At 41.2% G+C, this 6,178-nt stretch carries 9 protein-coding genes; 5 read left to right on the top strand and 4 right to left on the bottom strand.

Annotation, left to right across the window (positions count from 1 at the left end; all coding sequences use genetic code 11):
• Window positions 1-175: 175 nt before the first annotated feature.
• The 3 genes from FNK51_RS13220 to mciZ form a co-directional block, all read right to left on the bottom strand.
• Window positions 176-601, bottom strand: a complete 426-nt coding sequence (locus tag FNK51_RS13220; protein WP_053535641.1) for an Ohr family peroxiredoxin — start codon at window positions 599-601, stop codon at window positions 176-178.
• A gap of 282 nt (window positions 602-883) precedes the next feature.
• Window positions 884-1,792, bottom strand: coding sequence for an aldo/keto reductase (locus FNK51_RS13215; protein WP_141993605.1), 909 nt, complete (start codon window positions 1,790-1,792; stop codon window positions 884-886).
• 56 nt (window positions 1,793-1,848) lie between these two features.
• Window positions 1,849-2,010 (bottom strand): Z-ring formation inhibitor MciZ, encoded by a 162-nt coding sequence (mciZ, locus tag FNK51_RS13210; protein WP_141993604.1) that lies wholly within the window; start codon window positions 2,008-2,010, stop codon window positions 1,849-1,851.
• A 75-nt stretch (window positions 2,011-2,085) separates the two neighbouring features.
• On the opposite strand from mciZ, the gene FNK51_RS13205 reads away from it, so the two are divergent.
• Complete coding sequence (locus FNK51_RS13205; RefSeq protein ID WP_098373676.1) at window positions 2,086-2,637, top strand: NUDIX hydrolase; 552 nt, start codon at window positions 2,086-2,088, stop codon at window positions 2,635-2,637.
• Complete coding sequence (locus FNK51_RS13200) at window positions 2,638-3,819, top strand: endonuclease Q family protein (protein ID WP_141993603.1); 1,182 nt, start codon at window positions 2,638-2,640, stop codon at window positions 3,817-3,819.
• A gap of 36 nt (window positions 3,820-3,855) precedes the next feature.
• On the opposite strand, the gene FNK51_RS13195 is transcribed toward FNK51_RS13200, so the two are convergent.
• Window positions 3,856-4,419 carry a GNAT family N-acetyltransferase gene (locus FNK51_RS13195; RefSeq protein ID WP_098373674.1) on the bottom strand — a complete coding sequence of 188 codons (564 nt, stop codon included), beginning with the start codon at window positions 4,417-4,419 and terminating at the stop codon, window positions 3,856-3,858.
• A 141-nt stretch (window positions 4,420-4,560) separates the two neighbouring features.
• Between FNK51_RS13195 and spoIIM the strand changes: the two genes are divergently transcribed.
• From spoIIM to FNK51_RS13180, 3 genes are all read left to right on the top strand, one after another.
• Window positions 4,561-5,208, top strand: coding sequence for a stage II sporulation protein M (spoIIM, locus tag FNK51_RS13190; protein ID WP_048680177.1), 648 nt, complete (start codon window positions 4,561-4,563; stop codon window positions 5,206-5,208).
• A 119-nt stretch (window positions 5,209-5,327) separates the two neighbouring features.
• Window positions 5,328-5,777, top strand: a complete 450-nt coding sequence (fur, locus tag FNK51_RS13185) for a ferric iron uptake transcriptional regulator (protein WP_034311309.1) — start codon at window positions 5,328-5,330, stop codon at window positions 5,775-5,777.
• Between the two features lie 165 nt (window positions 5,778-5,942).
• On the top strand, window positions 5,943-6,173 hold the full coding sequence (locus tag FNK51_RS13180; RefSeq protein ID WP_370662551.1) for a YqzK family protein: 231 nt from the start codon (window positions 5,943-5,945) through the stop codon (window positions 6,171-6,173).
• The last annotated feature ends 5 nt before the right edge of the window (window positions 6,174-6,178 follow it).

Here is a 6,178-nt window from a genome sequence, read left to right as displayed (position 1 = left end):
TTTAGATAGAACACGGAGTACCCTAAAAAAACTGTAGACCGACAAAAGAACATGCCTGTCTCAACTGAAATCAACTGCAACTTTTTTAAATAAAAAACTGCAGGCAAACTCGCTTTTCTTCGAGTTTGTCTACAGTCTGAGACACTTGGTAACCCCAAGCGTCTTTTTGTCGGATTTAATCTACATCTATTTCAAAGGCGACGTCCACATTGCCATTGATTGCTTTTGAATAAGGACACATTTGATGTGCTTTATGAACAAGAGTTTCGAATGTCTCCTTGTCGACCCCGGATCCCTTCACGGCCAAAGTTACAGCTAAGCTGTACTGATGCATCTCACCCATCAAAAGACTGACGCTTGCAGTGACTTTGGAATCGAAAGAAACGCGTTCAATTTTACCAACTGATTGCAAAGCACTATCAAAACATGCAGCATATCCAGCTGCAAAAAGCTGTTCCGGATTAGATGCTTCAGGCATCTGTTTAGCCCTAGGTGTTCCAGGCATCGCAATATCAACCGTGAAGTTGCCATCAGCAGAAATTGCCGTTCCTTCTCTTCCGCCATCAACTGTTACAGACGTTGTAAATAATGTTTTTGTCATCATTTTTTCTCCCTTATCTTCTTATTTTTAAATTGTGCACAATTGAATTGTACAACATTAATTTTGGAATGTCCAATGAAAAAGTTAAAACGTTGGTATGAAGTTAAATTGGTTTGGAAAGGGATTAGAATGATGGGAAACTTGAAAGCGGTACAGAAGCAGTAAGACGAAAAAAACGAAGGAACGGAAAAAGGCTGCCCATCACGTTGGTTAAACGGAGATAGTGCAGCCTAAAGGTTGTCCTGATATTCCTTTGAAACATTTAGTTTAGTTCTATTCTTTTTACTCCCGGTGACTTTCATATTTGTTCGCTTTGGTCAACCGCTTCAAGATATCCAACTCGGTTTTGGACAGTGAAGGGCTGTTAGCGGCCTGGCAGTTCTCACGGAGCTGCTGTACTGAGCTTGCTCCTGGTACAACGGTAGCCACGCTTTGATGTGACAATACATATTGAAGTGCCGTTTCATTCAACTTCCTATCAGAAAGTTTTTCCTTTATTTGCGGAAGCAAATCTTTAAGTTCGTGATAGCTATAGTCAAGGTATCCATCCTCATTTGCCTTTTCAAGCATTTTTTCACTGAGCAGCCCTTTGGCAAGGGGGCCACGGGCGATAATGCTGATCTGGTTGTTGGCCAAAAGGGACAGCCACTCTTCTGGGCGGCGGTCGAGTAGATTAAACTGCATCATTACGGAATCAAGCTCAGACTTTTCAGTGAATTCCTTGATTACATTCGGACGAATCGAGGAAATTCCATAATGTCGGATATAGCCTTCTTTTTTCAAATCTTCAAATGCTTCTACCGTTTCTCCGATATTGTCTGAAATGGTGCCGCCATGTAACTGATAAAGATCAATATAATCAGTACCCAATCGCTTTAAGCTATCTTTTACAGCCGTTTTAATATAGGCGCCAGAAGGATCCCAGCTCCAGGAATCTTTATTTTCATTCCAGCGGTTTCCGACCTTGGTGGCTATGTATACCTTATCGCGGACCGATTTTAAATTCTTTCCGACGATTTCTTCATTCATACCGAAATCATATAAGTCAGCAGTATCAAAATAATTGATTCCTTCATCTAAAGCGGCCTGTATGATTTCGGATGCCTGATTTTCAACAGTCCCCAATGACATGCATCCGAGACCGATTTCAGAAACTAGCAAGTCAGAATTTCCTAGTCTGCGTTTTTTCATGTTATCCACTCCCTTTACATTCATTGTAAAGGAGAAATCCATTTCACTCAAAGAATTCACTTGATCCGTTTTAGATGAGTGGGCGGCACCTGATCATGTATGTCGGCAATCCAATCATTGATATAGACATATTGATTTTGTAATTGTTTTAGTTTTTGAAGGATTTCCCAACTCTTTCCGGATAAAGTAACGCTTTTTTCCAATACGTAAACTTTCATTAAATCGCCCTCCATCTCTATTATGGTAAAATGTATGAGGAATCATGCTGCAATTAGAACAGAGGAGTGGTCAGGATGAAAAAATTTGAAGAAAAAACGCTGTCATCGAAAAAAATCTTCACGGGAAAGGTAATCAGCCTGCAAGTGGATGATGTAGAGCTTCCAGATGGGAAAATGGGTAAACGTGAAATAATCAAACATCCGGGGGCGGTTGCCATCATAGCTCTCACGGCAGACAATAAAATCATCATGGTTGAGCAGTACCGTAAAGCGCTGGAGAGGAGCTTGGTGGAAATTCCTGCAGGAAAGCTGGAAAAAGGCGAAGAGCCGGTTCTGTCGGCTAAACGGGAGCTGGAGGAGGAGACAGGTTATGAATGTGAAAAAATGGAGCACATCATATCCTTCTATACATCCCCGGGTTTCGCCGATGAATTGGTCCACCTGTATGTGGCCCACAATTTGAAAAAGAAAGAAAATGCGGCCCCACTGGATGAAGATGAATTTGTCGAGATGCTGGAACTCACGTTGGAGGAAGCTCAAACTTATATGGATGAAGGGAAAATCCAGGATGCCAAAACGGCATATGCAGTTCAGTATCTGCAGTTGAAAAAGGCCATGACATCATAAATGAAAGAATTTTACGCTGACCTGCATATCCATATAGGCAGAACGAGAAGCGGAAGGGCCGTGAAAATAACAGGCGCTAAAACGCTAACCTTCAGCAATGTGCTGCAAGTGGCAAGTGAAAGGAAGGGCCTTGATCTAATCGGGATAATCGATTGCCATTCTCCTGAAATTATCGAAGAGATCGAAGCGGGGATTCTTGATGGCGAAATCACGGAAAAGATTGAAGGCGGACTTCAATACAAGAATACAACCATCATTCCAGGCTCGGAGATTGAAATTTATGATCAGAATTGTAATGGACCGATCCATGTCCTCGCCTATTTTCCCACTTTAAAAGCGATGAAGGAATTCTCCTCATGGATGAGCGGACATGTTAAAAATATCACCTTGAGCTCCCAAAGGATTTATTGTGATGGAAGAACGCTGCAAAAGGTCGTGAAGTCACTGGGCGGCCTGTTTATCCCGGCACATGTATTTACCCCATTTAAAAGCTTATATGGAAAAGGGGTGCGATCCAGTCTGACAGAAGTATTCGATCCGAAGCTAATTGATGCCATCGAACTTGGTTTAAGTTCAGATACAGAAATGGTCAAGGATATCGAGGAGTTGCACTCCTATGTATTCGTGACAAATTCCGATGCGCATTCGCTTGGGAAAATCGCCCGTGAATATCAAAAAGTCCTGCTTGAAGAACCAAGTTTCAATGAGCTGGCAAAAGCCCTTAAAGAAAAAGGGAATCGTAAGGTGGCCGTTAATTATGGATTGAACCCCTTATTGGGAAAGTATCATCAAACCGTATGTTCAGGGTGTTTACACCAGGTATTGAGGGATGATGAACAATGTCCCGAGTGTGGTAATAAATCCATTATTAAAGGGGTATCGTCAAGGATCGAAGAACTCTCCATTTCCGAGTTGGACGGAAGAAAAGGAAGGGAAAGGCCACCGTATATCCATCAAGTGCCACTCGATTTCATCCCAGGACTCGGACCGAAATCCATGGGAAAACTGCTGGCGGCATTTGGAACAGAGATGAATATCCTTCATGAAGTTACGCTTGAACAGCTCATGGAAATCGTTCCTGAAAAATTGGCGCGCTACATCGATTCTGCCAGAAAAGGGACGCTTTCTTTTGAAGTGGGGGGCGGAGGAAAGTACGGAAAGGTCAAAAAGGAATTAATCTGAAAAAAGTCCTGACAGATGAGATCTGTCAGGACTTTTTTAGTTTGTTGTTTTTGCATAAATGGAGGTGTCCCGCACTTCCTTGCCGTCTGCACTAAGGCAGTCATTACGCAAAATACCTTCAAGGGTATATCCCAGCCTCTCAGGAATCCGTTTGCTGGCAATATTATTAGGGTCACAGCGGATTTCGACTCTTTTTGCGCCATAATGGTAAAAGGCAAATTTAGTTAACTTTTCCACTGCCTCCGTTATGTAGCCTAGTTTACTGTATCTCGTATCAATCCAATAGCCAATTTCGAATTTAGGGATATCCCAGTTAATTCGGTGCAGACCAGTGGAGCCGAGGAATTGATCGTCTTCTTTCCTATAGATATGGAGTCTGATATCCTCTTTTAAAATAAAGTCCGCAAAGGACTTAAGGACGTTCTGTTCAGAAGTTTCCAACGAAACATCTTGATGTGCAAACGGCAGCCACTGTTTCAATTCAGGTTTAGAATGGACAATGGCTTCGTAAAGGTCCAGGCCATCGCCAGGCTGACAAGGTCTTAGATATAATCGTGGGGTTTCAATTTTTTCGGGAAAATCCATTAATATAGCTTTCATATCCTGCCTCCATATATCATTGATATGGAAAATTATAACACGAATTGGGTTCAAGGCGTTCGGCTGATGGGGAAAGTTTTCTTAGCATAAATGAGAGAGTGAAAACATAGATTCTAGTAAGCGGAGTTGGGAGGATGAAAGATGAAAAAAAAATCTGTCGTACAAAATGCCGTAATGAAACATATTAACGAACATTCCTCATTATATGTCTTTATCACTGTGCTTTTTTTGATGGGTGTCATTTTTGGGGCAATATTGGTGAATAGTTTGAGCTTTACCCAAAAGGAAGACTTGTTCTATTATTTATCGCAATTTTTCGGACAAGTATCCAAGGGTGAATTTGCATCTTCGCATGATATGTTCAGCCAAAGTATTATGCATAATATAAAATATATCGGGGTCATCTGGATTCTCGGAATATCGGTCATCGGTTTGCCTGTCATCCTGGTTTTGTTATTTATAAAAGGGATGGTTGTTGGATTCACAGTCGGCTTTTTAGTCAATCAAATGGGATGGAGCGGGTTCTTATTATCGTTTGTCGCTATTCTGCCCCAAAATATATTCATCGTCCCGATATTCATCGTAATAACTGTCCTTGCCGTCTCTCTATCAATGAAAATGATCAGCCGGATTTTCCTAAAGCAGGTTCGTGAACCGCTGAAGCCGATAATTTCGCGGTATATTTTCTCATTGGTTTTGTCGGGTTTATTTTTGATTACGGCTGCCGTGTTTGAAGCGTACCTATCCCCTTCTTTAATGAAAAATGTCGTAAGTTTATTGGGTCATTGATGAAAATTTACCGTTCCCGCAAATTTTTTTATCATTAACAAGAAATCTATTTTGACAGTTTTCCCTCTTTTGATATAATGGATAGGATAGCGGCGCGGGAGGGAATATTAGGTATGGAAATAGAAAACAGAATTGATAGGATAAAAAAGCAGTTACACTCGTCCAGCTACAAATTAACGCCTCAGCGAGAAGCGACCGTCCGCGTTTTACTTGAGCATGAAGAGGATCATTTAAGCGCAGAAGACGTTTACCTCCTTGTCAAAGAAAAGTCGCCGGAAATTGGATTGGCAACAGTTTACCGTACGCTAGAGTTGCTGACTGAATTGAAGATAGTAGATAAAATTAACTTTGGAGACGGGGTTTCCCGTTATGATTTAAGACAAGAAGGAGCTGCGCATTTCCATCATCATCTTGTTTGTGTGGAATGTGGTGCGGTAGATGAAATCCAGGAAGACCTACTTGAAGACGTAGAAGACATTGTGGAACGCGACTGGAACTTCAAGATTAAAGACCATAGATTAACCTTTCATGGCATTTGTCATCGATGTCATGACAAAGAAGAAAATTAAGGTGAATGAAGTCGGACCTTTTCCATTTAATGGAGAAGGTTTTCTGCGTTTTAAAAACCTATTTTCTCAAGGAAGAGCTGTTTTTGTTTTCTCCTTTCCGAAACACGTATAAAACTTGTCCTGTTGGGCATAGATTGATACAAAGGATCGAATGGGAGGGGAAAGATGATGAAAACATCATTATCGCTTGTTTTGCACACGGCTAAAGTGATGGTTCTCTTTGTTAGCTTCACTGTTCTTTTTTATATAGGAATGGTATGGTTAAATCAGGAATATCAAAGTTATCATCGTTATGATGAACCGAAAGGCATGGCCGTAAAAGTATCAAAGGCTGTTGATACGGGTGATGATGCATGGCTTGAACGCTTAATGTTGTTTTATTTAAACGGGGAGTAATGAAT

Origin of the sequence: Bacillus sp. B4EP4a (assembly GCF_006680105.1) — a bacterium.
In the GTDB taxonomy this organism is placed as follows: domain Bacteria; phylum Bacillota; class Bacilli; order Bacillales; family DSM-1321; genus Peribacillus; species Peribacillus simplex_E.
Note: the sequence above shows the minus strand (reverse complement) of the source record. Positions and strands in the feature narration are given on the sequence as shown.

Coding starts and splice junctions, on each gene's coding strand:
- FNK51_RS13220 (WP_053535641.1), bottom strand. CDS start 601: ATGACAAAAACATTATTTACAACGTCTGTAACAGTTGATGGCGGAAGA.
- FNK51_RS13215 (WP_141993605.1), bottom strand. CDS start 1,792: ATGAAAAAACGCAGACTAGGAAATTCTGACTTGCTAGTTTCTGAAATC.
- mciZ (WP_141993604.1), bottom strand. CDS start 2,010: ATGAAAGTTTACGTATTGGAAAAAAGCGTTACTTTATCCGGAAAGAGT.
- FNK51_RS13205 (WP_098373676.1), top strand. CDS start 2,086: ATGAAAAAATTTGAAGAAAAAACGCTGTCATCGAAAAAAATCTTCACG.
- FNK51_RS13200 (WP_141993603.1), top strand. CDS start 2,638: ATGAAAGAATTTTACGCTGACCTGCATATCCATATAGGCAGAACGAGA.
- FNK51_RS13195 (WP_098373674.1), bottom strand. CDS start 4,419: ATGAAAGCTATATTAATGGATTTTCCCGAAAAAATTGAAACCCCACGA.
- spoIIM (WP_048680177.1), top strand. CDS start 4,561: ATGAAAAAAAAATCTGTCGTACAAAATGCCGTAATGAAACATATTAAC.
- FNK51_RS13180 (WP_370662551.1), top strand. CDS start 5,943: ATGATGAAAACATCATTATCGCTTGTTTTGCACACGGCTAAAGTGATG.